The sequence below is a fragment of the Streptomyces humi genome (genome assembly GCF_001005085.2).
In the GTDB taxonomy this organism is placed as follows: domain Bacteria; phylum Actinomycetota; class Actinomycetes; order Streptomycetales; family Streptomycetaceae; genus Streptomyces; species Streptomyces humi.
Map to the genome: position 1 here is coordinate 70,273 of NZ_LBMU02000001.1, position 24,823 is coordinate 95,095.

Genomic DNA, 24,823 nt, shown 5'->3' on the forward strand with positions numbered 1-24,823 from the left:
TGGGAACTACTCGCCCGGGTGGGAGAGTTCGATGTCGTGGCCGTCGACACCGGCGCCGGTGACGTTCAGGGCCGTCGCGACCGGCGGGTAGCCCGTCGCGATCACGGTGTAGTCGCCGCCGTCCAGGTCGGCGAAGGCGTACGCGCCGTCCACGCCGGTGGTGGCGGTGCCGACCACGTTGCCCGCCGCGTCCACGAGGGTGACGCGGGCGTCGGCCAGCGGCCCGTGCGGGGCCCTTACGACACCCTGGAGCTGGGCGCCGGCGTCCAGGTCGACCTCGATCCGGGTGACCCCGGTGGTGCCGATCTCGACCGGCAGGGCGCGCGGGCGGTACCCGGCCGCGTTCACCGCGATCGTGACGACACCCGGCACCAGGTCGCCGAAGCGGAAGTCGCCCTGCTCACCGGTGGCCGCGGTGGCCAGCAGGTCGCCGCGCACGTCGGTGACGATGACCATGGCGTCCTTGACCGGCAGCGCGCTGCCCGCGCCCCGCACCACACCGCTCAGCCCGCTGGTGCCGCTGAGCAGGATGTCGTACGACAGCGCGTCCTCGCCCACCACCACGGTGGAGGCCTGCGGCTGGTAGCCGTCGGCGGAGGCGATCAGCACGTACGAGCCCGCGCCGGGCGCGTCCAGCCGGTAGGAGCCGTCGTGGCCGGCGACCGCGCGGCCGAGCTGGCGGCCGGCGAGCGAGATGAGGGTGACCGCGGCCTGGGGGACCGGGGCGGTCTCGGCGCCCCGCACGAATCCGTGCACCGGGGTGCCGCCGGAGCCCGTGGGCTGCCCGGGGGCGTCGAGGGTGGCCACGGCGGCGAACTGCCGGGTGGCCTCGACGGCGTTCTCGGTGCCGCCGTTCACGACCGGGGCGGCCCAGCTGGGGACCTGCTGGTTCGCGACGGGGGCCGCGACGGGGGCCGCGACAGGGGCCGCGGCGACGGCCGTCTCCGCGGGCGCCTCGGCCGACTGCTCCTGCTCGGCGGCCTGGGCGAGCCCGCCCTTGGTCCGCAGCGGGACCTCCTTGATGAACAGGCTGATCACGAACGCGAGGGCGGCGAGGCCGGCGGCGATCAGGAAGACGTCGGCGATGGCGTGGCCGTAGGCGCTCTCCATGAGGGTGCGCAGCGGCGCGGGCAGCTTGCCCAGGTCCGGCAGGCTGTCGCTGGAGGAGCTGGAACCGGCCAGGGCGGCCTGGTACTTGGGGGAGAGGGCGGCGGCGCCCTCGGTCACGTAGTGCGTGATCCGGTGGGCCATCACCGCGCCGAGCGCCGAGACGCCGACCGCACCGCCGAGGGACCGGAAGAAGGTGACCGTGGAGCTGGCCGAGCCGAGGTCGGCGGGGGCGACCTGGTTCTGCGTGCAGAGGACCAGGTTCTGCATCATCATGCCGATGCCGAGACCCAGCAGCGCCATGAAGATCGACATCTTCCAGTACGCCGTGTCGTAGCGGATGGTCCCGAGCAGGCCGAGGCCCGCCGTCACCAGGACGCCACCGCTGACCAGCCAGGCCTTCCAGCGTCCCGTGCGGGTGATGAACTGGCCGGAGACGGTGGAGGAGACGAACAGACCGCCGATCATCGGGATCGTCATCACACCGGACATCGTCGGGGACTTGTCACGGGCCAGCTGGAAGTACTGGCTGAAGAACACCGTGCCGGTGAACATGGCGACACCGACGAACAGGGAGGCCAGCGAGGCCAGGGTGATGGTGCGGTTCTTGAACAGCCGCAGCGGGATGATCGGTTCCCTGGCCTTCGACTCGACGAGCACGAAGATCAGGCCGAGGACGATCGAACCGCCGATCATCGTGTACGTCTGCCAGGAGATCCAGTCGTACTTGTCACCGGCGAAGGTGACCCAGACCAGCAGCAGCGAGACGGCGGCGGCGACGAAGAACGCGCCGGCCCAGTCGACCTTGACGTCCCGCTTCAGGACCGGCAGGTGCAGGGTCTTCTGGAGCACGATCAGCGCGATGACGGCGAAGGGCACGCCGACGTAGAAGCACCAGCGCCAGCCCAGCCACGAGGTGTCGGTGATGACACCGCCGAGCAGCGGGCCGCCGACGGTGGCGACGGCGAAGGTCGCGCCGAGGTAGCCGGAGTAACGGCCGCGCTCCCGCGGCGAGATCATCGCGGCCATGACGATCTGGGCGAGCGCCGACAGACCGCCGACGCCGACGCCCTGGATGACACGGCAGGCGATCAGCATGCCCGCGTTCTGCGACAGACCGGCGGCGGCCGACCCCAGGACGTAGATGACCAGGGCTATCTGGACGAGCGCCTTCTTGCTGTACAGGTCGGCGAGCTTGCCCCACAGCGGGGTGGTCGCGGTCATGGCCAGCAGCGAGGCGGTGACGACCCAGGTGTACGCGGACTGGCCGCCGCCCAGGTCGGTGATGATGTGCGGCAGGGCGTTGGTGACGATCGTGGACGACAGGATCGCCACGAACATGCCGAGCAGGAGGCCGGAGATGGCCTCCATGATCTGCCGGTGCGTCATCGGGGTCTGCTCGGCGGAGCCTCCCCCGTGCGGCTTTGCGTGAGCCCGCACACCGGCTGGTGTGGTCGTTGCCATGGGCTTCCTTTTCTTACGTCTTATGCGGGTGTACGGGTGGTCGGTTCGAGAGCGTCGAGTACGGGGGTGGGGGCGCGGGCGGCGGAGGTGAGCGTGGGCCCGGTCGTGGCCTTCGGGCTTCCCCGGTCCGGCGCCGTGCCGGCGGCGGACCGGGGATGCGGGGCCGTGGCCCGGCAGTCGCCGAAGCTGGCGCGGAGCCGGGTCATCAGCCGGATCAGCTGCTCGACCTCCTCGTCGCTCCAGTCGCTCAGCCGCTCGGTGAGCAGTTCGGTGCTGCGCCGGGACAGGTCCTGGAGGGTCGCCTCGCCCGTGGGGGTGAGGTGCAGGATGCGGGAACGCTTGTCCGCCGGGTCGGGGGACCGCTCGATCCAGCCGCGCTCGGCGACGTGCGCCACGTGCCGGCTGGTCACGGACATGTCCACGGCGAGCAGCTCGGCGAGCTTGCTCATGCGCATGGAACCGTGGCGGCCGAGCAGCGTCAGCACCGCGGCGGAACCGGCCGGGCACTCGTGCGGCAGGATCCGCGCGAGGTCCCGTTTCACGGCCCCGACGGCGCTGAGCTGACGCGCCAGCTCCTCGAACTGCGCCTGCTCCGCCATCACACCTCCCGTATTCGTTGCTTGGGGCAACCATAGAACTGCTTGGTTGCCACAGGCAAATAAAACGGCGGGGCTCGGGCTAAAAACTTGGCAAAGGCAAGTATTGCGAACGTAAACACGCAGGTGGGGGCAGAAACGACCCCTGAGAGCCCCCCACTTGGGCGACTCCCCCGGATTCGCTAGTGTCTCGGGCCATGGCTAACACCCAGGGCCCCCAGGGCAACCACGACCCCGCCGGCAGCACCCAGATGTTCCGTGCGTTCGTCGACGAGGCCCCCCAGACCTCCCAGCAGACGGCGACCACCTACTCCTCCTCCGGCCCCCGCCTCGGCCTGATCCTCGGCGTCGTCGCCGTGGTGGTCGTGGTGGCGGCGGTCGCCTGGCTCGCGCTCATGTAAGACGGGCCGAGGCCGACGCCGACGCCGACGCCGACGCCGAGGCCGAGGCCGGGGCCGGGGTCGCCGGTACGGCGGTCGCGGCAGCGGCGCGGAAACGAAGAACCCGGGGTTCCGCACCCCGGGCTTTCGTTGTGCCCCGGCCCTTGGCCGTGCCTCGGGCTTTGGCCGTGCCTCGGCCCTTGGCCGTGCCTCGGGCTTTGACCGTGCCCCGGGCGGCTCGTGTTCGGGGCGGCCGCGCTTCCTCAGCTCCAGTCGACCGTCTCGACCCGGGTCTCGATGTGCATGCCGAGCGGCACCCGCCAGTCGTCGACACAGACCGTCCAGGTCTTGTCCGTACGGGAGTCGGGGCCGATCGGGGTGGGGAGCGGCCGGGTGGCGGTGATCGTCGACCAGTCGATGCCGAGCAGGTCGATGATGTGCGTGCCGAGCGTGACCGTCCCGGAACGCACCGCCGTGCCACCGGAGTTGCGGAAGGACACCGTCACCTTCTCGCACCAGCGCCGGTCCGTGGCCTCACGGGTGGGGGCGCTCCAGGTGAGGGCGGCGGCCGAAGGGGCGCTGGGCCGGGCCGAGTTCGACGCCGCGGGGCCGGACGGCTGGGGTCGGCCGGTGCCGGTGCCGGAGCGCGACGGAGCCGAAGGCGCCGTGCCGGAAGCCGAGTTGCCCGTACCGTCCGCCGAGCCGCCTGTGCCGTCCGTGCTGTTCGCGGAGTCGCCGGTACCGTCCGCCGCGGAAGCCGCCCCGCCCGTCGTCGTACCCGCCGGTCCGTGCGTGGAGGCTGTCGGTCCGCCCGCCGTGCCTTTCGGCCCGTCCAGCGGGACCAGCGTCACCGACCCCGTGGGTCTCGCCGAGGTCTCCTGCGGGCCGCCGGCCGCACCCACCGCCGTGTAGCCGCCGCCGCTGCCGCCCCCGCAGGCCGTGAGGGAGCCGGCCAGGCACAGCCCGACCAGCGACCCCACCGCGACCCACCGTCTCCGCGGCGCCCTGCACGGGCGCGCGGCCCCGGCGGCCGAGGCCGCTGCCACGGGCGTCACCGGTGCCACGGCCACGGCCATCACCGGTGCCACGGCTGTGACCGGGGCCACGGTCGTCATCGGGACGGCCGTGACCGGGGCCGCGACCGTCGGCGGGGCCGCCGGCCTCGCTGGGAGGGCCGGCGGCGCCTTCCTCCTGGCGGAGTGTCGGCCGCTCCGGGTTCTGGGTGTCCGGCGAGGAGGCATCGCGCCAGTGTGGCTGACGCCTCGTCAGTTCGGAACCCTCAGTCCGAGATCAGGCCCTCGCGCAGCTGTGCCAGCGTCCGGGTCAGCAGGCGGGAGACGTGCATCTGGGAGATGCCGACCTCCTCGCCGATCTGGGACTGGGTCATGTTCGCGAAGAAGCGGAGCATGATGATCCGGCGCTCGCGGGGCGGCAGCTTGGCGAGCAGCGGCTTGAGGGACTCGCGGTACTCGACGCCCTCCAGAGCCGTGTCCTCGTAGCCGAGGCGGTCCGCCAGGGAGCCCTCGCCGCCGTCGTCCTCGGGGGCCGGGGAGTCGAGGGAGGAGGCGGTGTACGCGTTGCCGACCGCGAGGCCGTCGACCACGTCCTCCTCGGAGACGCCCAGGACCGCCGCCAGTTCCGTCACCGTGGGGGAACGGTCCAGCTTCTGGGAGAGCTCGTCGCTGGCCTTGGTGAGGGCCAGCCGCAGCTCCTGGAGGCGGCGCGGGACGCGGACCGACCACGAGGTGTCCCGGAAGAACCGCTTGATCTCGCCGACCACGGTCGGCATCGCGAACGTCGGGAACTCGACGCCGCGTTCGCAGTCGAAGCGGTCGATCGCCTTGATCAGGCCGATGGTGCCGACCTGGACGATGTCCTCCATCGGCTCGTTGCGGCTGCGGAAGCGGGCCGCCGCGTAGCGCACGAGCGGGAGGTTGAGTTCGATCAGGGTGTCCCGGACGTAGGCACGCTCGGGGCTGTCCTCTTCGAGTGCGGCGAGGCGCAGGAACAGGGAGCGGGACAGGGTGCGGGTGTCGAGGCTCTCTGAGACGGCCGGAAGCTCCTGGGCCGGCGGGGCCTCCAGCGCCGGAGCGCCTTCGATGGCGCCATCGATGCTGTCGAGCACGTCGATGGCGTCGAGCTCCTTGGGCGCTGCCTCGCTCTTCGTGGGCGTGAGCACCTTCGAGCTGCCCTGTTCTGCGGACATGCCACCCCCTTTGGGTCGCGGGACGGTCGCGGCGGTGTTCCCTCGCGAGGAACGATGCCTTCACCTGAATACCGGAGCCGGAGCCCCGGCAAACGCGCTTCCCGCAGAATGTCACATGTCGGCAACACGCTGTAGTGACATGTCGACATGTGAAATGTGAATCAGCCCTGGATACAAGGGGTCTGACGGTTTTTCGTCCCTCAATTGTCGGGAAGTGCGCTGGTGAGCGATTCGCTCGCGGCGGTGATGGCTCGATCCTGTTTGCGGTTACGGCCTCACCGGGCCGTCCGGGGCGGGTCTCGGCCCGGTAACGGACCCGTCGGGCGCGGGTCAGGCCTCGATGCGGTTCGCCGAGCGCAGGCGCTGGAAGCTGCGGGCGAGGAGGCGGGAGACGTGCATCTGGGAGACGCCCAGCTCCGCGCTGATCTGGGACTGGGTGAGGTTGCTGTAGTAGCGCAGCAGCAGGATCCGCTGTTCCCGCTCGGGGAGTTGGACCAGGAGGTGGCGGACCAGGTCGCGGTGTTCCACGCCGTCCAGGGCCGGGTCCTCGTACCCGATGCGGTCCAGCAGGCCCGGCAGTCCGTCGCCCTCCTGGGCGGCCTCCAGGGAGGTCGCGTGGTACGACCGGCCGGCCTCGATGCAGGAGAGCACCTCGTCCTCGCTGATCCGCAGCCGCTCGGCGATCTCGGCGGTGGAGGGGGAGCGGCCGAAGGCGGTGGTCAGGTCCTCGGTCGCGCTGTTGACCTGGACCCACAGCTCGTGCAGGCGCCGCGGGACGTGCACGGTGCGGACGTTGTCGCGGAAGTAGCGCTTGATCTCGCCGACGACGGTCGGCATCGCGAACGTCGGGAACTGCACGCCCCGGTCCGGGTCGAAGCGGTCGATGGCGTTGATCAGGCCGATGGTGCCGACCTGGACCACGTCCTCCATGGGCTCGTTGCGGGAGCGGAAACGGGCGGCCGCGTAGCGTACGAGAGGGAGATTGGCCTCGATGAGCGCCGCGCGCACCCGGTTGTGCTCCGGCGTGCCCGGCTTGAGGTCCTTGAGCTGACCGAAGAGCACCTGGGTCAGGGCCCGGGTGTCGGCGCCGCGGCGCTTCTCCGGGGCCGGGGCGGGCGCCTGGGCGGGAGGTTGGGCGGGCGGTTGGGCCGGGTTCTGGTCGGCGGGCTGGGCGGGGGCGGGCGCCTCTTCCTGGGGCGGCGCAGAACTGGCCGACACGGTCAACGCCACCTCTTCATCGGTCAATCATCCGTCAAAAGCGGTCATAGCATCACAAGACATGTGCACTGTGTGCAAGCACCCCATTACGCCGTGTTGAGTTCAAGTGATGGCAAGTTGGGGCATGGAGCGCACGAAAGCCCCCCGCCTGTCCCGGCGGAGGGCCATGATCCGAAAAGGGCGGGGCGTTCAGAACTCGTAGTCGGCGATCACCCACGTGGCGAACTCCCGCCATCGCGCGGCGGCCGCCTGGTGGTCCGGGTGCTCCAGGTACCGCTTCAGCGCGTCCGCGTCCTCGACGGCGGAGTTGATCGCGAAGTCGTAGGCGATGGGCCGGTCGGTGATGTTCCAGCCGCACTCCCAGAAGCGCAGGTCCTCGATCACGCCACCGAGCGCGGAGAACGCCGCGGCGCCCGCGACGGCACGCGGATCGTCCCGCTCGACGCCCTCGTCGAGCTTGAAGAGGACCAGATGGCGGATCATGGGCTACTCCCGGTGGGTCTACTTCGCCCCGTTGGCCAGCCAGGTGAAGAAGTCGCCGACGGCCTTCGCGGCGTCCGATATGCCCTGGAAGACTATCTGGACCCAGTCCGCCGCCCTGGGCGGGTCGGTGATGATCACGTACAGCGCGAAGACCACGAGTGCGTAGACGGCGATCTTCTTGGCGTTCACCGCCACCTGGCCTCTCCCCTGATTGCCCCCTGTTGCCGGGCGCGAGTGTAACGCTCCGATCGTTTTGTATGACCAACGGCACGGTGGACGCCGGATTTTTTTCTGCTCCGAAGCGTGAACCGATCGCGGTGGCCGGTCCGATGAGGGGGTGACGAAGCGGAAGCGGAAGAGGAAGCGGGAGAGGGAGAGCGCTGATGATGATGACGGCGATGGCCTACGGACTCGTCACCCTGCTGATCGTGTTCGTGGTGGCGGCGCTGCTCGACTGCGCCCGCACCCCGGCGGAACGGGTCCGGTACGTCCCGAGGTGGCTCTGGCTGCTGTTCATGCTGCACACCCCGGTGTTCGGCGCCCTCGTCTGGAACTACGCGGGCAAGCGCCCCGAGTCGGCCGGGTGACATGCCGAAGGGCCCGGTCCGCCGGACCGAGCCCTTCTCAGAGCGGTAGCGGAGGGATTTGAACCCTCGGTGACTTGCGCCACACTCGCTTTCGAGGCGAGCTCCTTCGGCCGCTCGGACACGCTACCGAGGGAGACCCTACAGCACCGGGGGCCGTGCTCTGAAATCGGTATCAGGGGCCCCGGGCGGGCTCCCGGACCGGCGGCTCAGCGGGCGCGGAAGAACTCCGTGAGCAGCCGGGCGGATTCCACGGCGAGGACGCCCTCGACGACCTCGGGACGGTGGTTCAGCCGCCGGTCCCGTACGACGTCCCACAGCGACCCCGCGGCGCCCGCCTTCTCGTCGCGGGCGCCGTAGACGACCCGGTCCACCCGGGCCTGCACCAGGGCGCCGGCGCACATCGTGCAGGGCTCCAGCGTGACGACCAGGGTGCAGCCGGTGAGCCGCCACTCCCCGAGGCTCGCGGCCGCCCGGCGCAGTGCCAGGACCTCGGCGTGCGCGGTGGGGTCGCCGGTGGCCTCGCGTTCGTTGTGACCGGCCGCGAGGACCGTCGTACCGTCCGGGGACAGCACGACGGCGCCGACGGGGACGTCCCCGCCCCGGACGGCCTGCCCGGCCTCGTCCAGGGCGAGCCGCATCGCGGCCCGCCAGCGGTCGCGTACCGGGTCCGGGGGCCCGGACGCCTCGTGGTGGAGCGTCAGCGGACGGTCTCCAGGACGTCGGAGGCGCCCAGGGCCTCGGCGATGTCGCCGAGCGCGTCCTCCTCGAGCGTCAGCAGCTCCTTGGCGCTCACGCCCAGGTCGTCCAGGATCCCGGCGTCGCCGACCGGGCCCGAGGGCACGGCGGAACCGTCCGTGTCGTCGTCGTCCTCCGTTTCCGGCTCACCGTCCTCGGTGCCGTCGAGGTCGAGGGCGTCCAGGTCGTCGGCGTCGTCCTTGGGCTCCCTTCCGAGCATTTCGTCGGTGAGCAGGAGCTCGCCGTACGAGCTGCGGGCGGCTGCGGCGGCGTTGGAGACGAAGACCCGGGGGTCCTCCTCACCGTCGACGCGCACGACACCGAACCACGCGTCCTCCTGCTCGATGAAGACGAGCACCGTGTCGTCGGCGTCCGGCGCCGATTCCCGGGCCAGGTCGGCCAGGTCCGACAGGGTCTCCACATCGTCGAGCTCTGTGTCGCTCGCTTCCCACCCGTCTTCGGTGCGCGCGAGCAGTGCGGCGAAGTACACCGTGACTCTCCCACTGGTCTTAGGCGTGCCGGTTGGGGGTCCCCCCGGCGGAGGTTCTGGGCGGAGAGAGCTGTGCTCCGAGCCCCGCCCACTCGGAATCGTGGCAGAAACATGGCGCTCAGGGGACGTCTTCGGCTCCCTGTGTCTGGCAGTTTTGATCGCACGTATGCAAAGAGGCATCCATACGTCCGTGACCGCAGTCACCAGCGCACTCGTTGCCGCCACCTGCGGATCGTACGCGGGTTTTCCCGCGGCCCACGCACGGCCTTCCCCGTGCCGGACCGCAACGCGCCACCTGTAGTGGATCTCTGCCGAGGGATCGCCTTCACGACTCTCGCGACTCCGGTCGGCGTTACCAGCGGAACGTCCGCATGCGCATCGCGTGTCGCAGCCGGGCCACCTTCGCCCGGCGCGGCTGGACCCGGTCGCGCAGCGCCCGCGCCTCGGCGAGATCGCGCAGGAAGCGGGCCCGGCGACGGCGCCGCTCCGCCTCGGTCTCGCCCTCGGGGGCGCCGTAGGCGCGGTCGGGTGGTTCAAGCGGTTCAGGAAGTTCGGACACAGTCAGATCACCCCACTCCGACACTCCCGCTTTCCCCCGGACGGACGGTTTGATGCCAGGGTGGGACAGCCCGGACCTGCGCGGGCGGCGGTCGGCCGGCGGTCGGGCGCGGTTACTGTTGTCGGCATGCGTCTCCACGTCGTCGACCACCCCCTGGTCGCTCACAAACTCACCACGCTGCGCGACCAGCGCACCGACTCCGCGACGTTCCGGCGGCTCGCCGACGAACTGGTCACCCTGCTCGCCTACGAGGCGACGCGGGACGTGCGGACCGAGGCCGTCGACATCCGGACCCCGGTGGCCGCCACGACCGGCGTCAAGCTCGCCCGGCCGCGCCCGCTGGTGGTGCCGATCCTGCGGGCCGGGCTCGGCATGCTGGACGGCATGGTCCGGCTGCTGCCGACCGCCGAGGTGGGCTTCCTGGGCATGATCCGCAACGAGGAGACGCTCCAGGCGTCCACGTACGCCTCGCGGATGCCGGAGGACCTCTCCGGGCGCCAGGTGTACGTCCTGGACCCGATGCTGGCGACGGGCGGCACGCTGGTGGCGGCGATCCGTGAGCTCATCAGGCGTGGCGCCGACGACGTCACGGCGGTGGTCCTGCTGGCCGCCCCCGAGGGCGTCGAGGTCATGGAGCGCGAGCTGGCGGGCACCCCGGTCACGGTGGTGACGGCGGCGGTCGACGACCACCTCAACGAACACGGGTACATCGTGCCGGGGCTGGGCGACGCGGGGGACCGCCTCTACGGCGCGGCCGAGTAGGCCACCTGGCGTGTCGGCGTGTCGGCGTGTCGGTGCCTTCGCGCCGTAGCGCCGTAGCGCCGTGGAGGGCATGGGCGCGCGTCGGCGGCCGCGGGTACGTCGTGGCCGCTGTCGTGGCCGCTCGCGCAGTACCCCGCGCCCCTCGCGGGGCGCTCAGCAGGACTTCTTCGATGCTGCCTTCGGCTCGGGGTGGGACAGGGCCGTGATCGCCTTGGCGGCTGTCGTCTGGGGGGTGAGGGCCTTGAAGGCGTCGCCGATGATCAGGTCCACCGCGGTGCCCTTGCGGCCCGCCTCCGTGCGCTGGTCGGCCGCCGTCAGCTGGGTGGCCAGGACCGGCAGGGAGGTCTTCAGGGCGGACGCCGGCCCGAGCAGCACCGCCGTGCCCTTGACCTTCGAGTCGAACCTCGCCGGTGCGTTCCCGACGTCGCCGATCTTGAAGCCGCGCTTCTTGAGCGCGTCCGCGGTGTCCTTGGCCAGGCCCGTACGGGTGGTCGCGTTGTACACGTTGACCGTGATCTGCGCGGGCTTCGGCAGCGCCGCGGCGGACGCCCCCGCCGCCGGACTCGGGCTCGCGGCCGCCTCCTTGACACAGTCACCCGCGGAACCGGCCGCCGAGGCCGTCCCGCCGCCGCCCGTGAAGACGTCGATGAGCTGTAGCGTGCCCCAGCCGACCAGGCCGAGCGCGGTGACGGTGGCGACCACGGAGAGGGTCAGCCGGGCACGCCGCCGGCGCGGGCGCATGCGAGGGTATTTGTCCCCTGTGATCCGGTACTGGCCACCCATGCCGGGGGGAGTCAGCATGCTCATGAGCGCAGCGTAGTGCGCCGCGGGTGCGTTGACTAATAGATGATCATCCGACGGTGTGCGGTCCAACCCGAAAGGGGCAACCGGCGGGTGACGAGCGGGTGTCCGACCGGCGTCAGTCGAGTTCGAGCACGCGCGCGTGCAGCACCTGGCGCTGCTGGAGGGCGGCGCGGACCGCGCGGTGCAGCCCGTCCTCCAGGTAGAGGTCGCCCTGCCACTTCACGACGTGCGCGAAGAGGTCGCCGTAGAACGTCGAGTCCTCGGCGAGGAGGGTCTCCAGGTCGAGCTGCCCCTTGGTCGTCACGAGCTGATCGAGGCGGACCGGGCGCGGTGCGACGTCCGCCCACTGCCGGGTGCTCTCCCGGCCGTGGTCGGGGTACGGCCGGCCGTTTCCGATGCGCTTGAAGATCACACGGAAAGCCTACCGGTCCTGACGTTCCGGGCGCAGCCATGGCGACCGAGTGCGACGCTGGAAAAGACGCCGTAAAGGCCATCAAAAACACAAACCGGGAAACGGGTGGTCCGATGACGAGTGCCGGCGAGGCCGCCGGAGCGGAGGGGGCCGGCGCCCCGGTGCCGCCCCCGGTCGCCGCGATCGCTTCGGGGTACGCCTTCACCGGCCCGGCGCTGGACCTCGGCGCCCTCCTCTGGGACGGCCGGTGCCGCCCCGACGTCCCGGTCCGCGTCCCCCTGTCCGTGCTCAACCGGCACGGCCTGGTCGCCGGCGCCACCGGTACCGGCAAGACCAAGACGCTCCAGCTGCTCGCCGAGCAGCTGTCGGCCCAGGGCGTCCCGGTGTTCCTGGCGGACGTCAAGGGGGACCTGTCCGGCATCGCCCGCCCCGCACCGGGCGGTGGGCAGGTCCTGGCCAGGGCGGAGCAGGTGGGCCAGCGATGGACGGCGGCCGGTTCCCCGGCGGAGTTCCTCGCGCTCGGCGGCCTCGGCCACGGAGTCCCCGTCCGCGCCACGGTCACCAGCTTCGGGCCGGTGCTCCTCGCCAAGGTGCTCCGGCTCAACCAGACCCAGGAGCAGTCCCTCGGCCTGATCTTCCACTACGCCGACACCAAGGGCCTGGAACTGGTCGACCTCAAGGACCTGCGCGCGGTGGTCGCCTTCCTCACCTCTGACCAGGGCAGGTCCGAACTGCGCGACATCGGCGGCCTGTCGACGGCCACGGCGGGTGTGATCCTCCGCTCCCTGACCGCCTTCGAGGCGCAGGGCATGGCGGACTTCTTCGGCGAACCGGAGTTCGACACGGCCGACCTCCTGCGTACGGCACCGGACGGCCGCGGTGTCGTCTCGGTCCTGGAACTCCCCGCCGTCCAGGAGAAGCCCCTGCTCTTCTCCACCTTCCTGATGTGGCTGCTGGCCGACCTCTTCCACGACCTCCCGGAGATCGGCGACGCCGACAAGCCGAAACTGGTCTTCTTCTTCGACGAGGCGCACCTGCTCTTCGACGACGCCTCGAAGGCGTTCCTCGACTCGATCACCCAGACCGTGCGCCTGATTCGCTCGAAAGGGGTCGGCGTCTTCTTCGTCACGCAGACCCCGAAGGACGTACCGTCCGACGTCCTCGCGCAGCTCGGCAGCCGTGTCCAGCACGCGCTCAGGGCGTTCACACCCGAGGACGAGAAGGCGCTGAAGGCGACCGTGCGGACCTTCCCGAAGTCGCCGTACGACCTCGCGGAGCTGCTCACCGGGCTCGGCACCGGCGAGGCCGTGGTCACCGTGCTCAGTGAGAGCGGCGCCCCGACGCCGGTCGCGGCGACCCGGCTGCGGGCCCCGGGGTCCCTGATGGGCCCGGTCGACCCGGCGGAGCTGGACGCGGCGGTCCGGGCGTCCGCCCTCCACGGGCGTTATGCACAGGCTGTGGACCGCGAGTCGGCGTACGAGAAACTGCGGGCGGCCCCGGCCCCGGCTCCGGCGCCGACTCCGGCTCCCGCTCCGGCACCGAGACCTGCCGCGGGGTCGGAACGCGCGGCCCATGAGGAGGAGCCCTCGCTCGTCGAACAGGTCGTGAGCAGCGGGATGTTCAAGTCCCTCGCCCGTTCCGTGGGCACCCAGCTCGGCCGGGAGATCACCCGCTCCCTGTTCGGCACGGCCCGCAGACGCCGGTGACCCGCGGGCGCCACTGAGCCCCGGGCGCCGCTGAGCCGGGCGCCGCTGAGCCGGGCGCCGCTGAGCCGGGCGCCCCGTGCGGGCCGCCCGGCTCAGCCCCGGTGGGCTCAACCGCGCTTGGGCTCCTGGAGTCCGGTCCGCGGCGGCTCGGCCGCCTTCTCCGCCGGCTTGGGGGTACTGCGAACGGCCTCGGCGCGCAGCAGGGCGCGCAGGACCGCGTACGGGTCTGAGGACATGACGGTGTGTTCCTTGCGTAGAGCTGACTGCCTGACTGGGGGTGCGGGGCGTCGGACCGGTCAGCAGCGCAGGACCACGGTGCGCGGCAGTGGTGTGGCGTACGGCGGGTGCGCGGCGGCAGGGCAGGAGGGCCGCCGGTCGCGGTCCGCCGGGTCGGTGGGCCCCGTGGCCGGGAGCGGCGCGGGGCGCTGGGGGACGTCGGCGCGGTGGACGGCGCGGCCGGCCGGCCGCAGCGGGGTGTCGAGGACGTCGTGCTCGGCGGTCCCGGCCGAGGAGGCGGCGGTCGGGGCGGCGGCCGCGAGGGCCGCCGTGGGGGCGCCGGTCAGCAGCAGGGCGAGCAGCAGCGGCACGAGGGCCCGCAGCCGGACGGAGCCGGGCCGCGGGCGGCCGTACGCGGGTCCGCTGCTCATGGCGGTCATCTCCCCGCGTGGTGGGGGGTGTTCATCGTGCTGGGCGGCAGAACCGCTCGCTCGGCGTACCTGCGGGGCGCGAGGTTGACGCTTTTCACACGGTCCGCGGAATGTGCTGGGCGCGACCGCGGAGGCCGAACGAGGAGACGATCTCGACGATGCCGACCACGACCAGCCAGATGCCGGCGACCAGGGTCAGTACGGCGACGGACTGGAACGGCGAGACGATCAGCACGATGCCGGCGATGAAGGTGACGATCCCGAGGAAGATCATCCAGCCGCGGGCGGGCATCGCCGGGTCGTGCACGGCGGCGATGGTCTGGGTGATGCCGCGGATCAGCCAGCCGATCCCGATCCACAGGGCGAGCAGCAGGATCGACTCCAGCGGGCCGCGGAAGCAGAACAGGCCCAGCAGGATCGACAGCGCGCCGCTGATGAAGGCCAGCACGCGCAGCGAGGTCGTCTTGTGCGTGCCGAAGGCGGCGACCAGCTGGAAGATGCCGCTGATCAGCAGGTAGATGCCGAAGAGCACACCGGCGGCGAGCAGCGAGGCGCCGGGCCAGACCAGGACCAGGATGCCGAGGATCAGTGAGGCGATCCCGGTGAGCAGGACGGTCTGCCAGGCGGCCTTGGCGAGTGAGTGCAGCGGTCCTTCGAACGGCGGTTCGGCCTCATGCCGCCCGGCACCGGCGGCATGAGCCTTCCGGTCGTCGTCGGCGGGGCCGGTGCTGGGAGGTTCGGTCATGTCTCCAGAGGAGCCCGAGACACCCGCCGACGCCAACGATGACCACCCAACCGGGTGACTCGTCTTTCCCCCCGGGCGCGCCACAACTCCGACGCCCGTCCCCCCGGATCGGGGCGCGCCACAACTCCGGCGCCCGTCCCCCCGGATCGGGGCGCGACACAACTCCGGCGACCGTCCCTACCAAAGGGGCGCGGGGAACTGCGTGCCCAGCCACGAACCACCCGCGGCCAAAGACGCACCGACCCAAGTCACCCGCCGCCGGCACCCCCAGCCAAAGACGCGCCGACCCACGTCACCCACCGTCGGCACCCCCAGCCAAAGACGCACCGACCCGCGTCACCCACCGCCGGCACCCCCAGCCAAAGACGCGCCGATGCACGTCACCCGCCGTCGGCCCGCGCAGCCTTCGCCGCCTTCGCCGCCGCCTTCATCTCCTGCTTGTGCGCCCGGACCTTCGCCAACGACTCCGGCCCGGTGATGTCGGCCACCGACCGGAACGCCGCCGCCTCCCCGTACGCCCCCGCCGCCGCCCGCCACCCCGTCGGCCGCACCCCCAGCTGCTTGCCCAGCAGCGCGAGGAAGATCTGCGCCTTCTGCTTCCCGAACCCGGGCAGTTCCTGTAGCCGCCTCAGCAGCTCCGTCCCGCTGTCGACGTCACGCCAGATGCCCTCGGCGTCCCCGTCGTAGTGCTCGACGAGGTACTGGCACAACTGCTGGATCCGCTTCGCCATGGATCCGGGGTAGCGATGCACCGCGGGCTTCTCGGAGAGCAGCGCGGCGAACGCCTCCGGGTCCTGCGCGGCGATCTCGTGCGCGTCCAGGTCGTCCGTGCCCATGCGGCGCGCGATCGTCGCCGGCCCCTTGAACGCCCACTCCATCGGCACCTGCTGGTCTAGCAGCATCCCGGTGAGCGCGGCCAGCTTGCTGCGGCTGAGGAGTTCGTCGGCCTCGGGGTCCTGCGCGAGGCGCAGCCCGGCGGAGTCATTGGTGTCGGCGTCCATGGCTAGATGATCCCGCGGCCCCGCCCCGCGCGCCCGTGAAGCCCCGCTCTCCGCGACCCCCTCACCCCTCCCGTACGATTCCCCACGATTCAACTTAGGCAAGGCTAACCTCAGGCAAGGGGTGTCACAGGGTGACCATCGAGACGTACCGCGACGCCTGGGGCATCCCGCATCTGCGCGCGGGGAGCGCCCGTGAGCTCGCCCGCGCCCAGGGCCGGGTCACCGCCCACGACCGGGCCTGGCAGCTGGAGGTGGAACGGCACCGGGCCCAGGGCACGTCCGCGTCCTTCCTCGGCGCCTCCGCCGTCGCCTGGGACGTCCTCGCCCGCCGGGCCCGGCTCGCGGACACCGCGAGACGCTGCTTCGAGGCGCTGGAGAGACGGGACCCGGAGACGGCCCAGTGGGTACGGTCGTACACCGCCGGTGTGAACGAGGGACTGCCGGCCGGTGCCGCCCGCACCCCGGAGTTCGCCCGCGCCGGCCTGGCCCCCGGCACCTGGGAGCCCTGGCACCCGCTCGCGGTATGGCTCACCACCCACATCCTGTTCGCCGGCTTTCCCGCCAAGCTCTGGCGCGAGCGGGCGACACGGCACCTGGGTCCGGCGTCGGTCCCGCTCTTCGCCGCGGACGGGCCTGCCACCGCGGGCAGCAACGGCTGGCTGCTGGCGGGCTCCCGCACCACCACCGGCCACGCCCTGCTCGCCGGCGACCCCCACCGTTACCTCGAGGCCCCCGGCGTCTACCAGCAGATCCGGCTGGCCTGCCCGGAGTTCGACGTCGTGGGCCTCGCGGTCCCCGGCGTCCCCGGTATCGCCCACTTCGCCCACGCGGGCACGGTCGCCTGGTCCATCACCAACGCGATGGCCGACTACCAGGACCTCTACCGGGAACGCCTGCGCCGCACGGAGACCGGCGCGGTGCTGGCGCTCGGCCCGGACGGCGTGTGGACCGAGGCCGAACGCCACACGGAGACGGTGGAGACGGCCGGGCAGCCGCCCCTGCGGATCGACATCCTGGAAACCCCGCGGGGACCGGTGATCACCGAAGTGCCCGAGGCGGGCACCGAAGGCGAGGCCGAGGCGCTGGCCCTGCGCTATCCGCCCCGGGTCACCCACGACCTCGGCTTCACGGCCCTCCTTCCGCTGCTCCGGGCCCGCCGGGTCGCCGACGTCGACCGGGCCCTCGACTCCTGGGCCGAGCCCGTCAACGTCGTGCACGCGGCCGACACGGCCGGCGGCACCCTGCACCGCGTCGCCGGCCGTGTCCCGCTCCGCTCCCAGGTCAACCGCACCCGTCTCGCCCCCGCCTGGCTCCCCGGCCACGAATGGCAGGGCTGGCACGAGACGCCGTACGGCGAACTCACCGACGGCGCGGCCGTGATGGCCAACCAGCGTGGCCTCGCCGCGCCCCTCGGCGTCGAGTTCGCCCCGCCCCACCGCGCCGACCGCATCCGCGCCCTCCTCGACGAGCGCCGCACCTGGTCCGCCGCCGATCTGTCCGCGATCCACATGGACACCCACCTCGCCTCCGCGGCCCCCCTCCTGGACCGCCTCGCCGCCCTGGACGGCCTCACCCCCGAGGCCGCCGCCCTCCGCGACCGCCTGCTCGTCTGGGACCGCCGGATGGACGCCGACAGCACGGCCGCCGCCGACTACGCGGCCGTACGCTCCGCGGTCGTACGGCACCTCGCCGCCCACCCCGCCTTCGCCCCCCTCACCGAAACGTCAACCGAAGCCCCAACCGAAACCGCAACCGCAGCTGAAACCCCCACCGAAGCCCCAACTGAAACCGCCACCGAAACGTCAACCGAAGCCCCCACCGAAACCCCCACCAAGTCTCCCGTCGGGTCGTCCGCCGAGCTCCCCGCCTGTCCGGAGCCCCTGCTCCCCTGGCTGGCCCTCATCCCCCGGATCGCCTTCGCCCTCGAACACCTGCTCCGCGCCGAGGAGTTGTACGGCGTCGACCGCCCCGCCCTGGTACGCGCCGCGCTCGAGGAGACCGCCGCGGACGGGCCGGCCGGCACCTGGGGCGACACCCACCGGCTCGCCCCCTGGCAGGCACTGCCCGAACGGCCGTACGACGGGCCCGCCCTCTCCGGCGACCACGACTGCGTGCTGTGCACCACAGCGGTCCCCGGTCTCACCGACCTCTCCGCCCGCGGCCCGGCCGCCCGCTACGTCTGGGACCTGGCCCGCCGCGAGGACAGCCTCTGGGTGGTCCCGCTCGGCGCGGACGGCGTACCCGGCGCGGCCCATCACACCGACCAACTGCCCTTGTGGACCAAGGGAGAACTGATCCCGGTCGACACCGACTGGGAGCGCCTGGAACTCGTGGAGGAGACCGACACCGATGTCTGAGCAGCGCCCCGCCTTCGAGTTCGACCACACCGTGCCCGGCTTCGGCACCGTGCGCCTGCGCCCGCTCGACCCGGAGCGCGACGCGGACACCGTGCACTCCTGGGTCGACGCCGAACGCGCCGCCTTCTGGGGCATGACCGGCCTGACCCGCGCCCAGGTCGCCGAGATCTACGCCCACATGGCCGGCCTCGACACCCACCACGCCCACCTCGCGGAGAAGGACGGCGTCCCCGTCGCCCTCCTCCAGACGTACGAGCCGGCGGCGGACCGGGTGAGCGAGTGCTACGAGGCCCGCCCCGGTGACATCGGCGTGCACGTCCTGCTCGCCCCGGCCGGCCCCGAGGGCCGCCGCCCCGGCTGGACGGCGGCCCTGCTCTCCGCGTTCACGGCGTACGTCTTCCGCGCCCTCGGCCGCCGTCGCGTCGTCGTGGACCCGGACGTCCGCAACACGAAGGCGATCGCCCGCTTCCGCAGCCAGGGTTTCGAGCTGGGCCCCGTCGTCGTCCTCCCGGAGATCGACCTGCCGGAGGTGTACCTGCCCGAGAAACACGCCCAACTGGCCTTCCTCGCCCGGCCGGCCGCCTTCCCCGACCCGGGGGCCGGGTGATCGGCCCCCACCCGCCCGCGGACAGAATGAGCACGTCGCGCCCCGCGTCCGTATGACCCATGAACGTGTTTCCGAACTCAGGACGGTGACGTGAGCGAAGGACACGACCGGCGGCGCACCGCGGCCCCCTACCGGGCCGCCCTGCGCGCCGCCGCCCTGCTGGGGACCCTCCTGGCCGCCCTGCTCCTCGGCTCCGCCGCCCCCGCCTCCGCGCACGCGGCCCTGCGCGGCAGCGACCCCGCCGACGGCGCGGTGCTCAAGTCGGCCCCCGGCTCGGTCACCCTGACGTTCACCGAGTCCGTCGGCCTGCTCGACGACTCGTTCCGGGTGTACGACCCCACCAACCACCGTGTGACCACCGGCGACGCCGAACACGGCCCCGCCGGTTCGGACACCGCCCGGATCACCTTCCCGAAGCGGCTCGGCACCGGCACGTACACCGTGGCGTGGCGGATCGTGTCGGCGGACAGCCACCCCGTCTCCGGTGCCCTCACCTTCTCCGTGGGCAAACCGTCGGCGACCGTGGCCGCCGTCCCCACCGGCCCGGTCGAGAACCCGGTCACCGAGGGCCTCTACAACATCGGCCGCTACACCGCCTACCTCGCCGTTGCGCTGCTGATCGGCGCGGCGGCCTTCGTCGCCCTGTGCCGGCCCCCGGACCCCGCCCCGCTGCGCAAGCCGGTCCGGGCCGCCTGGTGGGCGCTGCTGGCGGCCACCCTCTTCCTCCTCGTCCTGCGCTCCTCGTACGAGGAGGGCACCTCCCCGGTGACCGCCCTCGACCTCTCCGCCCTCACCAGGTCCGCGACCGGCCGCCCGGGTCTGGCCCTGCTGGCCAGGGTCGCCCTCCTGGCGGTCGTCGCGGTCCTGCACCTGGTGCTCGTCCGCCGGAGCGCGGACCGGTCCCGCCCGTTCCGTCCGTCCCGCCCCCTGCTGGCCGCGGCCACCGCCCTCGCCGTCGCCCTGTCGCTGACCTGGGCGGCGGCGGAGCACGCCTCGGCCGGTATCCAGGTCCCCGTGGCGATGACGTCGACGGTCCTGCACCTGCTGGCGATGGCGCTCTGGCTGGGCGGTCTCACGGCCCTCCTCATCACCCTCCAGCGCGGCACCGCACCGCTGCCGGCCGTCGTCGTCGCCCGCTTCTCACGGGTGGCCGCCGTCTCCGTGGCGGTCCTCGTCGTCACCGGCGTCTACCAGTCCTGGCGGGGCCTCGGATCCTGGCAGGCGCTCACCGACACGTCGTACGGCAGGCTGCTGCTGCTCAAGCTCGCCGCGGTGACCCTGCTGCTGGCGGCGGCCTCCCGGTCCCGCCGCTGGACGGCGAGGCTCGCGGCGGCCCCGGTCGTCACGGCGCGCGTCCGGGAGACGGTCGGCGCCCCGGTACCGGTACCCCTGGAGGCATCAGGGGCATCAGGGGCATCAGGGGCATCAGGGGCATCAGGGGCATCAGAGGCGTCGGAGACGTCGGGGATATCCGGGATATCGGGGAGGTCGGAGATATCGGGGATGCCAGATGCGTCTTCTGATGCGGCTGAGGCATCCGATGCGCCTGAGGCGTCCGATGCGCCTGAGGTGTCCGATGCGCCTGAGGCGTCCGGAGTGCGCGGTCTTCCGTCCGGGCACGACGCCCGTCGTGCGCTGCGCCGCTCGGTCCTCGCCGAGGTCGGCGTCGGGGTGGTGGTCCTGGTCCTCACCACGATCCTCACCGGCACCCTGCCCGGCCGCGCGGCCGCCGAGGCGGCCGAGTCGGGCGCGGCGTCGGCCACGACCGGCATCCCCGCGGCCGCCGTGGCCCTGGTCCCCTTCGACGTCGGCACCCCGAACGGCCACGGCAAGGTGCAGATCACCCTGGACCCGGGCCGGGTCGGCAAGAACTCCGTGGAGGCGGTCGTCTTCGGACCGGACGGCGGTATCTCCTCCGTCCCCGAGCTGCGCCTCTCCTTCACCCTCGGTTCCCAGAAGATCGGCCCGCTGCCCGCCGGTCTGGCCGACCGCGGCGGCTACTGGGCGACCAACGCCGTCAGCATCCCCATCGCGGGCGAGTGGACGATGAACGTGACGGTACGGGTCTCCGACCTGGACCAGGTGACGGTGACGAAGAAGATCAGGATCGCGGCCTAGCACATGTACGTATGAGGGAGTTGTGTGAACGGCTCCCTTTTCCTCAATTCTCGGCGAAAGTTTCTACAACCATCCGCCGCAGATGTCCGTCTGGTTAACACAAGGAAGTGTGAGGGTTGACGTAGAGGAGCCGAGAACGTGACGGTCCGTTCCTTTGCCCGGCGTATGCGGCCGCGAGTCGAGCGGAAGGCGGCCGAGACCGTCTGGCAGCTGCGCACCCAGCGGCGGCGCCGCCGTGCGGCGGTCACGGACCCGGTGCTCCGCCCGGTGGCGGTGCGCGGCCAGCAGCTCTACGGACGGGTGGTCACCCGGTTCAGCGCCGCCGACGCGGCCGCCGCCAACCTCGGCCTGGCCGTCGCCGCGCTGGAACAGGAGGGCATCCCCTACTTCCTGGTGCCGGCCTCCCGGATCCGCCACACGGTCGGGGTGAACGCCGTCGACCGGGAGCGCCTGCTCACCGCCCTGGAGACGCTGAACGCGGGGAAGGCCGTGTTCATCGGCCGGCCGCTGCCCGGCGGCAAGCTCAAGCACCCCGCGCTGTTCATGGACGGCGTGCTGCCGGCCGCGCTGCGTACGGCCCCGGTCCTGCGGATCGGCGAGAACCACCTGGGTCCCACGGGCCAGCTGCTCGCCGGTCCCGAACTGGCCTGCGACATCGAGTTCTGGGAGGACGGGGCGGCGCTGCTCGCCTCCGACAGCGGCCCCCGGCGACTGGCCTCCGTACAGCCGCAGGCCTCCGAGGACGTCTTCACCGAATCCCTCGTCGCCCCGCGGAACAACGGCGTCACGGACGTGCTGCCGGCGTCCGAGCAGAAGCCGGCCGTGGTGCGCGTCGGCGACCGCGAACTGCCGAGCTTCGCCGCGCTCACCCTGCCGAGGGTCGACGACGTCACCTTTCCCGTCGACGTCGTGTACACCTGGGTGGACGGCGAGGAGCCGGCGATGCGCGCCAAGCGCGCCCGGTACCAGGAGCGCGGCACCGCCGAGATCCTGGACAAGGAGACCAACGCCTCCCGCTACACCAGCCACGACGAACTGAAGTACTCGCTGCGCTCGCTCGCCATGTACGCCGGTTTCGTCCGCCACGTCTACCTGGTGACCGACGGCCAGAAGCCGCACTGGCTGGACGACTCGGTGCCCGGGATCACCGTCGTCGACCACCGTGACATCTTCCCGGAGGGCGTCCTCCCGGTCTTCAACTCGCACGCCATCGAGACCCGGCTGCACCACATCCCGGGCCTGTCCGAGCACTACCTCTACTTCAACGACGACGTGTTCGTCGGCCGCCGGGTCACCCCGGAGCACTTCTTCCACGGCAGCGGCCTGATGAAGATCCCGGTCTCCCCGCTCAAGATCGGCGTCGGCAAGCCGCACGCCGAGGAGACCGCCACCAACTCCGCGAGCAAGAACGTCCGCGAGCTGTTGCTGGCGAAGTTCGGGCGCATGACTACGAACAACTTCATGCACACCCCGCTGCCCCAGCGGCGCGAGACCCTGCGCACGCTGGAGGAACTCTTCCCGGAGGACATCGCCCGCACCACGGCGTCCCGGTTCCGCTCGCCGCAGGACATCGCCGTGACGGCCCCGCTGCTCTACCAGTACGCGCTGATGACCGGCCACGGCGTGCCGGGCCGGTTCGGCTTCCGGTACGTCAACATCAGCCGGCCCGACGCCGAGGCGCGCCTGGCCGACCTGCGCCGCAACCGCCGCTTCGACTTCTTCTGCCTCAACGACGTCGACGTGCCGCCCGAGGAGCGGGAGCGGGTGGGCGCCCGGATGCACGAGTTCCTGGAGGACTACTTCCCCTTCCCGAGCCCCTTCGAGAAGTCCGGCGAGAAGTCCGGCGAGGGGTTCAGTGAGGTGTCCGGCGAGGCGTCCGGCGAGAAGCTGAAGTGACGGGGCCGGGGGGCATGGACATCCGTCACCGTCTCACGGCACCGTCGGGTCTGCGTGCCGCCCGGAACCTGCTGCGGCGTCTGTGGCTCCGGCTGTCGGCCGGCCTCTGGGCGCTGCGCGCGGCCCGGCCCCGGCACCGGCTGCGTGCCGTCGTACCGGGCACCCGGCGCATCGCCTTCGGCCCGGCACGGCTGTACGGCCGTACGGTCACCGCCTACACCGCCGCGGACGCCGCCGAAGCCGACCTGGAACGGGTCTGCACCCTGCTGGAAGGGCTTCGCGTCCCGTATTTCCTGGTCCCCGTCGAGCACGGGCACGGCGTCCCGCGCCAGGTGGTCGGCGTCGAGGAGGCGCACCGTGACGCGGTGCTCGCCCGGGCCGCCCGGCGCTTCGCCGGCACCGCCGGGTACGTGGGCGCCGTCGCCCCGGACGGTGCCGTGACGAACACGGTGCTGTGGGCCGACGGCAGGCTGCCGCGGGCGCTGCGGCGGGCCCCGGTACTCCGCACCGGCGTGGTGCGGCTCGGCCCCCGGGGACAGGTGCTCAGCGGCCTCGAAACGGGCTGCGACATCGAGTTCTGGCGGCCCGGCCGTGACCTGGGCGCGGCCTCGGCGCCGCGGCAGGGTCCGGCGCCTGACCCGGCGGCCGTGCGGGTCGCGGCCGACGGCACGGTGGCCGGGGGCTGCGATCCCGCCTGGCTCACCGTGCCCGGCAGCCGTCTCGCGGACGTCTTCGGACCGGCGCTCGTCGCCCCGCGCCCCAACCCCGTGACGGAGGTGCTCCCGGCGGCGGCGCGGCAACCGGCCGCGGTGACGGGACGGCACCGCACCTTCCCGACGTTCGCACCGTTCGCCGAGCCGGGCATCGACGAGGTCCTCTTCCCCGTCGACGCCGTGTACACCTGGGTGGACGGGGACGACCCGGCGATGGCCGCGAAGCGCCGTGCGCACCAGCGGCACTGCTCCGGGAACCGCATAGCCGCCCGCGAGACCGGTGCCTCCCGCTACACCAGCCACGACGAACTGAAGTACGCCCTGCGCTCCCTGGAGATGTACGCGGGCTTCGTCCGGCACGTCTACCTGGTGACCGACTCCCAGCTCCCGTCCTGGCTGGACCCGCACGCCGAGGGCCTGACGGTGGTCGACCACCGGGACATCCTCCCGGCGGCCGCGCTGCCCGTCTTCAACTCGCACGCCATAGAGAGCCGCCTGCACCACATCCCGGGCCTGTCGGAGCACTACCTCTACTTCAACGACGACGTCTTCATCAACCGCCCGGTGGGGCCCGAGCACTTCTTCCACGGCAACGGCATCGCCCGCATCCCGCTCTCCCCGCTGAAGCTCGGCGTCGGCGCCCCGCACCCGCTGGAGCCGGCCCCCAACTCCGCGGGCAAGAACGCCCGCGAGGTGATCCGGCGCTTCCACGGCCGGTACGCCACGCACAAGTCGCTGCACACCCCGCACCCCCAACTGCTGTCGGTCATGCGGGAGATGGAGAGCAGCGGCATCGAGGAACTGGAACGCACCGCCTACTCGCGCTTCCGCGCCACCTCCGACGTGGCCCCCGCCTCCACGCTGCACCACCACTGGGCGCTGGCGACCGGCCGGGCCGTTCCCGCGGACTACCGGTTCCGCTACGTCCAGCTGGGCACCCCGGACATGCGCCGCCGCCTGGCCCGCCTCGCGGCGGGGGAGGACGTCGACTTCTTCTGCCTCAACGACGTCGACACGCCTCCGGAGAGCAGACCGGCGGCCCGGGCCGCGATCCACGCGTTCCTGGACCGCAAGTACCCCTTCCCCAGCCGCTACGAAGGCGCCTCCCGAACCACGCCCCGCCTCATGGCGCCCCTCACCACGGGCATCCCTTCCCAGCCGACCCGCGAACAGACCCACCGCCCCGACTGAGACCGCCTCGACTGAGACCGCCCCGACTGAGACCGCTCC

The 24,823-nt window shown here is 72.2% G+C and carries 25 protein-coding genes and 1 tRNA gene; 9 read left to right on the top strand and 17 right to left on the bottom strand.

Annotation, left to right across the window (positions count from 1 at the left end):
- Window positions 1-6 precede the first annotated feature (6 nt).
- Together AAW13_RS00355 and AAW13_RS00360 are read right to left on the bottom strand one after the other, a co-directional pair.
- On the bottom strand, window positions 7-2,496 hold the full coding sequence (locus AAW13_RS00355; protein ID WP_046726389.1) for an MFS transporter: 2,490 nt from the start codon (window positions 2,494-2,496) through the stop codon (window positions 7-9).
- A gap of 95 nt (window positions 2,497-2,591) precedes the next feature.
- Window positions 2,592-3,170 (bottom strand): MarR family winged helix-turn-helix transcriptional regulator, encoded by a 579-nt coding sequence (locus AAW13_RS00360; protein ID WP_079178649.1) that lies wholly within the window; start codon window positions 3,168-3,170, stop codon window positions 2,592-2,594.
- Window positions 3,171-3,364: 194 nt separating this feature from the next.
- Between AAW13_RS00360 and AAW13_RS00365 the strand changes: the two genes are divergently transcribed.
- Window positions 3,365-3,568 (top strand): hypothetical protein, encoded by a 204-nt coding sequence (locus tag AAW13_RS00365; RefSeq protein WP_046726388.1) that lies wholly within the window; start codon window positions 3,365-3,367, stop codon window positions 3,566-3,568.
- Between the two features lie 242 nt (window positions 3,569-3,810).
- Here the strand turns inward: AAW13_RS00365 and AAW13_RS00370 are convergent, their stop codons facing one another.
- The 5 genes from AAW13_RS00370 to AAW13_RS45710 all read right to left on the bottom strand — a co-directional run bounded on the left by AAW13_RS00370 (window position 3,811) and on the right by AAW13_RS45710 (window position 7,649).
- A complete protein-coding gene (locus AAW13_RS00370; RefSeq protein ID WP_046726397.1) occupies window positions 3,811-4,527 on the bottom strand; it encodes a hypothetical protein in 717 nt (238 codons plus the stop codon).
- A gap of 299 nt (window positions 4,528-4,826) precedes the next feature.
- A complete protein-coding gene (locus AAW13_RS00375) occupies window positions 4,827-5,753 on the bottom strand; it encodes an RNA polymerase sigma factor SigF (RefSeq protein ID WP_046726387.1) in 927 nt (308 codons plus the stop codon).
- Between the two features lie 330 nt (window positions 5,754-6,083).
- Window positions 6,084-6,977, bottom strand: coding sequence for an RNA polymerase sigma factor SigF (locus tag AAW13_RS00380; RefSeq protein WP_046726386.1), 894 nt, complete (start codon window positions 6,975-6,977; stop codon window positions 6,084-6,086).
- A gap of 183 nt (window positions 6,978-7,160) precedes the next feature.
- A complete protein-coding gene (locus AAW13_RS00385) occupies window positions 7,161-7,454 on the bottom strand; it encodes a Dabb family protein (protein WP_046726385.1) in 294 nt (97 codons plus the stop codon).
- A gap of 18 nt (window positions 7,455-7,472) precedes the next feature.
- Window positions 7,473-7,649 (bottom strand): hypothetical protein, encoded by a 177-nt coding sequence (locus AAW13_RS45710; RefSeq protein ID WP_046726384.1) that lies wholly within the window; start codon window positions 7,647-7,649, stop codon window positions 7,473-7,475.
- Window positions 7,650-7,837: 188 nt separating this feature from the next.
- Here AAW13_RS45710 and AAW13_RS00390 point away from each other — a divergent pair, with 188 nt between their 5' ends.
- The gene (locus AAW13_RS00390; protein ID WP_052768406.1) at window positions 7,838-8,041 is read left to right on the top strand and encodes a PLDc N-terminal domain-containing protein; all 204 of its coding nucleotides are present in this window, start codon (window positions 7,838-7,840) and stop codon (window positions 8,039-8,041) included.
- A 43-nt stretch (window positions 8,042-8,084) separates the two neighbouring features.
- Here the strand turns inward: AAW13_RS00390 and AAW13_RS00395 are convergent.
- The 4 genes from AAW13_RS00395 to AAW13_RS00410 all read right to left on the bottom strand — a co-directional run bounded on the left by AAW13_RS00395 (window position 8,085) and on the right by AAW13_RS00410 (window position 9,825).
- Window positions 8,085-8,169 (bottom strand) — tRNA-Ser (locus AAW13_RS00395).
- 78 nt (window positions 8,170-8,247) lie between these two features.
- Entirely contained in the window at window positions 8,248-8,679 is a 432-nt protein-coding gene (gene tadA / locus AAW13_RS00400; protein ID WP_046726383.1) for a tRNA adenosine(34) deaminase TadA, read from the bottom strand.
- A gap of 59 nt (window positions 8,680-8,738) precedes the next feature.
- Window positions 8,739-9,266 carry a tRNA adenosine deaminase-associated protein gene (locus tag AAW13_RS00405; RefSeq protein WP_046726382.1) on the bottom strand — a complete coding sequence of 176 codons (528 nt, stop codon included), beginning with the start codon at window positions 9,264-9,266 and terminating at the stop codon, window positions 8,739-8,741.
- A 352-nt stretch (window positions 9,267-9,618) separates the two neighbouring features.
- On the bottom strand, window positions 9,619-9,825 hold the full coding sequence (locus AAW13_RS00410) for a hypothetical protein (RefSeq protein WP_046726395.1): 207 nt from the start codon (window positions 9,823-9,825) through the stop codon (window positions 9,619-9,621).
- Between the two features lie 126 nt (window positions 9,826-9,951).
- Between AAW13_RS00410 and upp the strand changes: the two genes are divergently transcribed.
- The gene (gene upp / locus AAW13_RS00415; protein WP_046726381.1) at window positions 9,952-10,587 is read left to right on the top strand and encodes a uracil phosphoribosyltransferase; all 636 of its coding nucleotides are present in this window, start codon (window positions 9,952-9,954) and stop codon (window positions 10,585-10,587) included.
- A gap of 153 nt (window positions 10,588-10,740) precedes the next feature.
- Here the strand turns inward: upp and AAW13_RS00420 are convergent, their stop codons facing one another.
- Both AAW13_RS00420 and AAW13_RS00425 read right to left on the bottom strand, forming a co-directional pair.
- The gene (locus tag AAW13_RS00420; protein WP_240528486.1) at window positions 10,741-11,394 is read right to left on the bottom strand and encodes a LytR C-terminal domain-containing protein; all 654 of its coding nucleotides are present in this window, start codon (window positions 11,392-11,394) and stop codon (window positions 10,741-10,743) included.
- 112 nt (window positions 11,395-11,506) lie between these two features.
- Window positions 11,507-11,803, bottom strand: coding sequence for a type II toxin-antitoxin system VapB family antitoxin (locus tag AAW13_RS00425; protein WP_003999914.1), 297 nt, complete (start codon window positions 11,801-11,803; stop codon window positions 11,507-11,509).
- A 113-nt stretch (window positions 11,804-11,916) separates the two neighbouring features.
- Here AAW13_RS00425 and AAW13_RS00430 point away from each other — a divergent pair, with 113 nt between their 5' ends.
- Complete coding sequence (locus tag AAW13_RS00430) at window positions 11,917-13,509, top strand: helicase HerA-like domain-containing protein (protein WP_046726379.1); 1,593 nt, start codon at window positions 11,917-11,919, stop codon at window positions 13,507-13,509.
- Between the two features lie 107 nt (window positions 13,510-13,616).
- Here the strand turns inward: AAW13_RS00430 and AAW13_RS47355 are convergent, their stop codons facing one another.
- From AAW13_RS47355 to AAW13_RS00445, 4 genes are all read right to left on the bottom strand, one after another.
- Entirely contained in the window at window positions 13,617-13,745 is a 129-nt protein-coding gene (locus AAW13_RS47355) for a hypothetical protein (protein WP_276207578.1), read from the bottom strand.
- Between the two features lie 60 nt (window positions 13,746-13,805).
- Window positions 13,806-14,156 (bottom strand): hypothetical protein, encoded by a 351-nt coding sequence (locus tag AAW13_RS00435; protein ID WP_052768407.1) that lies wholly within the window; start codon window positions 14,154-14,156, stop codon window positions 13,806-13,808.
- A gap of 94 nt (window positions 14,157-14,250) precedes the next feature.
- Complete coding sequence (locus AAW13_RS00440; protein ID WP_046726378.1) at window positions 14,251-14,901, bottom strand: HdeD family acid-resistance protein; 651 nt, start codon at window positions 14,899-14,901, stop codon at window positions 14,251-14,253.
- 380 nt (window positions 14,902-15,281) lie between these two features.
- Window positions 15,282-15,902 (bottom strand): HhH-GPD-type base excision DNA repair protein, encoded by a 621-nt coding sequence (locus AAW13_RS00445; RefSeq protein ID WP_046726377.1) that lies wholly within the window; start codon window positions 15,900-15,902, stop codon window positions 15,282-15,284.
- Window positions 15,903-16,033: 131 nt separating this feature from the next.
- On the opposite strand from AAW13_RS00445, the gene AAW13_RS00450 reads away from it, so the two are divergent.
- The 5 genes from AAW13_RS00450 (at window position 16,034) to AAW13_RS00470 (ending at window position 24,784) form a co-directional block, all read left to right on the top strand.
- Entirely contained in the window at window positions 16,034-18,259 is a 2,226-nt protein-coding gene (locus AAW13_RS00450; RefSeq protein WP_046726376.1) for a penicillin acylase family protein, read from the top strand.
- A complete protein-coding gene (locus tag AAW13_RS00455; RefSeq protein ID WP_046726375.1) occupies window positions 18,252-18,866 on the top strand; it encodes a GNAT family N-acetyltransferase in 615 nt (204 codons plus the stop codon). The genes AAW13_RS00450 and AAW13_RS00455 overlap by 8 nt, the downstream gene beginning before the upstream one ends.
- A 141-nt stretch (window positions 18,867-19,007) precedes the next feature.
- Window positions 19,008-20,984: a copper resistance CopC/CopD family protein gene (locus tag AAW13_RS00460; protein ID WP_206306114.1), complete on the top strand. Its 1,977-nt coding sequence runs from the start codon at window positions 19,008-19,010 to the stop codon at window positions 20,982-20,984.
- Window positions 20,985-21,122: 138 nt separating this feature from the next.
- The gene (locus tag AAW13_RS00465) at window positions 21,123-22,880 is read left to right on the top strand and encodes a stealth family protein (RefSeq protein WP_079178651.1); all 1,758 of its coding nucleotides are present in this window, start codon (window positions 21,123-21,125) and stop codon (window positions 22,878-22,880) included.
- Window positions 22,881-22,894: 14 nt separating this feature from the next.
- Window positions 22,895-24,784: a stealth family protein gene (locus AAW13_RS00470; RefSeq protein WP_079178652.1), complete on the top strand. Its 1,890-nt coding sequence runs from the start codon at window positions 22,895-22,897 to the stop codon at window positions 24,782-24,784.
- Window positions 24,785-24,823 lie beyond the last annotated feature (39 nt).

What these genes read in the sequence shown, in the direction of transcription:
- AAW13_RS00360 (WP_079178649.1), bottom strand. Translation starts at nt 3,170, where the DNA reads ATGGCGGAGCAGGCGCAGTTCGAGGAGCTGGCGCGTCAGCTCAGCGCC.
- AAW13_RS00365 (WP_046726388.1), top strand. Translation starts at nt 3,365, where the DNA reads ATGGCTAACACCCAGGGCCCCCAGGGCAACCACGACCCCGCCGGCAGC.
- AAW13_RS00455 (WP_046726375.1), top strand. Translation starts at nt 18,252, where the DNA reads ATGTCTGAGCAGCGCCCCGCCTTCGAGTTCGACCACACCGTGCCCGGC.
- AAW13_RS00390 (WP_052768406.1), top strand. Translation starts at nt 7,838, where the DNA reads ATGATGATGACGGCGATGGCCTACGGACTCGTCACCCTGCTGATCGTG.
- AAW13_RS00440 (WP_046726378.1), bottom strand. Translation starts at nt 14,901, where the DNA reads ATGACCGAACCTCCCAGCACCGGCCCCGCCGACGACGACCGGAAGGCT.
- AAW13_RS00435 (WP_052768407.1), bottom strand. Translation starts at nt 14,156, where the DNA reads ATGAGCAGCGGACCCGCGTACGGCCGCCCGCGGCCCGGCTCCGTCCGG.
- AAW13_RS00445 (WP_046726377.1), bottom strand. Translation starts at nt 15,902, where the DNA reads ATGGACGCCGACACCAATGACTCCGCCGGGCTGCGCCTCGCGCAGGAC.
- AAW13_RS00430 (WP_046726379.1), top strand. Translation starts at nt 11,917, where the DNA reads ATGACGAGTGCCGGCGAGGCCGCCGGAGCGGAGGGGGCCGGCGCCCCG.
- tadA (WP_046726383.1), bottom strand. Translation starts at nt 8,679, where the DNA reads ATGCGGCTCGCCCTGGACGAGGCCGGGCAGGCCGTCCGGGGCGGGGAC.
- AAW13_RS00470 (WP_079178652.1), top strand. Translation starts at nt 22,895, where the DNA reads ATGGACATCCGTCACCGTCTCACGGCACCGTCGGGTCTGCGTGCCGCC.
- AAW13_RS00385 (WP_046726385.1), bottom strand. Translation starts at nt 7,454, where the DNA reads ATGATCCGCCATCTGGTCCTCTTCAAGCTCGACGAGGGCGTCGAGCGG.
- upp (WP_046726381.1), top strand. Translation starts at nt 9,952, where the DNA reads ATGCGTCTCCACGTCGTCGACCACCCCCTGGTCGCTCACAAACTCACC.
- AAW13_RS00420 (WP_240528486.1), bottom strand. Translation starts at nt 11,394, where the DNA reads ATGAGCATGCTGACTCCCCCCGGCATGGGTGGCCAGTACCGGATCACA.
- AAW13_RS00375 (WP_046726387.1), bottom strand. Translation starts at nt 5,753, where the DNA reads ATGTCCGCAGAACAGGGCAGCTCGAAGGTGCTCACGCCCACGAAGAGC.
- AAW13_RS47355 (WP_276207578.1), bottom strand. Translation starts at nt 13,745, where the DNA reads ATGTCCTCAGACCCGTACGCGGTCCTGCGCGCCCTGCTGCGCGCCGAG.
- AAW13_RS00355 (WP_046726389.1), bottom strand. Translation starts at nt 2,496, where the DNA reads ATGACGCACCGGCAGATCATGGAGGCCATCTCCGGCCTCCTGCTCGGC.